Raw genomic sequence first — 1,240 nt, forward strand, 5'->3', positions numbered from 1 at the left:
AGGAAGTGCCTGCGGTTCACGCTCATCGGTTCCCTCCGGGGAGGTCGGTGATCGGGCCTCAGTGCTGGTGTGCGGGCCGGCGCTGGCCGGGCCGCTACAGGCGCACGCCGACCGTCACCGGCTCGTTGACCAGCGTGACGCCGAAGGCGTCCCGTACGCCGTCGCGCACCTCGCGGGCGAGCGCGAGCAGGTCCTCGGTGGTCGCCGAACCGCGGTTGGTCAGGGCCAGGGTGTGCTTGGTGGAGATGCGGGCCTGGCCCGTGCCGTAGCCGCGGGTGAAGCCGGCGCGGTCGATGAGCCACGCCGCGGACGTCTTCGTCAGCCCCTCCCCCGCCGGGAACGCCGGCGGGTGCGCGTCGGGGCCGAGGCGGCGGGCGACGCGGTCGAGGAAGGCGGCGTGGGCCTCGCCGTCGAGGATCGGGTTGGTGAAGAAGGAGCCGGCCGACCACGTGTCGTGGTCCTCCGGGTCGAGCACCATGCCCTTGCCGGCGCGGAGCTTCAGCACGACGTCGCGCGCCTGGGCGGCCGGCACCCGCTCGCCGGGTGAGACGCCGAGCATGCGCGCCGCCTCCCCGTACCGGATGGGCGCGGACAGCCCGCCCTCGTCCGCGAGCCGGAAGCGGACGCGCAGGACGACGAAGCGGGCGGGGTCGGCCTTGAAGCGGCTGTGCCGGTACGAGAAGCCGCAGTCGGCGCCCGGGACGGTGACGGTCTCGCCGGTGGTGCGGTCGTACGCGACGACCTCGGTGATCGTCTCCGCGACCTCCTGGCCGTACGCCCCGACGTTCTGGATCGGCGTCGCCCCGGCCGAGCCGGGGATGCCGGCGAGGCACTCGATGCCGGCGAGGCCGGCGTCGACGGTGCGGGAGACGGCGTCCGACCAGGTCTCCCCGGCGGCCAGTTCGAGCGCGGTGCCGTCGAGGGCGAAGCCCTCGGTGGCGATGCGCAGGGCGGTGCCGGGGAAGCCGGCGTCCGAGACGACGAGGTTGCTGCCGCCGCCGACGACGAGCAGCGGCGTCCCCGCGGCGTCGGCCGCGCGCACGGCGTCGACCACCTCGGCGTCGGTCGTGGCGGTGACGAGCCGGGCGGCGGGGCCGCCGAGGCGGAGGGTGGTCAGCGGGGCGAGGGGGGCGTCGTGGCGTACCTGCACGGGGCCAAGGTTACGGGCCGGGGGTGACAGGGCGCGTAGGCGGTGCCGGGACCCCGAGGGCGGGGAGCAGCTCGCGCTCCTCGTAGGCGA

General features: G+C 75.9%; 1 protein-coding gene. It reads right to left on the reverse strand.

All coding sequences use genetic code 11. The features are described 5' to 3' along the window. Positions 1-94: 94 nt before the first annotated feature. Positions 95-1,150: a UDP-N-acetylmuramate dehydrogenase gene (locus tag H5J30_RS34150; RefSeq protein ID WP_181791695.1), complete on the reverse strand. Its 1,056-nt coding sequence runs from the start codon at positions 1,148-1,150 to the stop codon at positions 95-97. Between the last annotated feature and the right edge of the window lie 90 nt (positions 1,151-1,240).

The sequence above is a fragment of the Streptomyces phytophilus genome, from assembly GCF_013870535.1.
Classification (GTDB): Bacteria; Actinomycetota; Actinomycetes; order Streptomycetales; family Streptomycetaceae; genus Streptomyces; species Streptomyces phytophilus.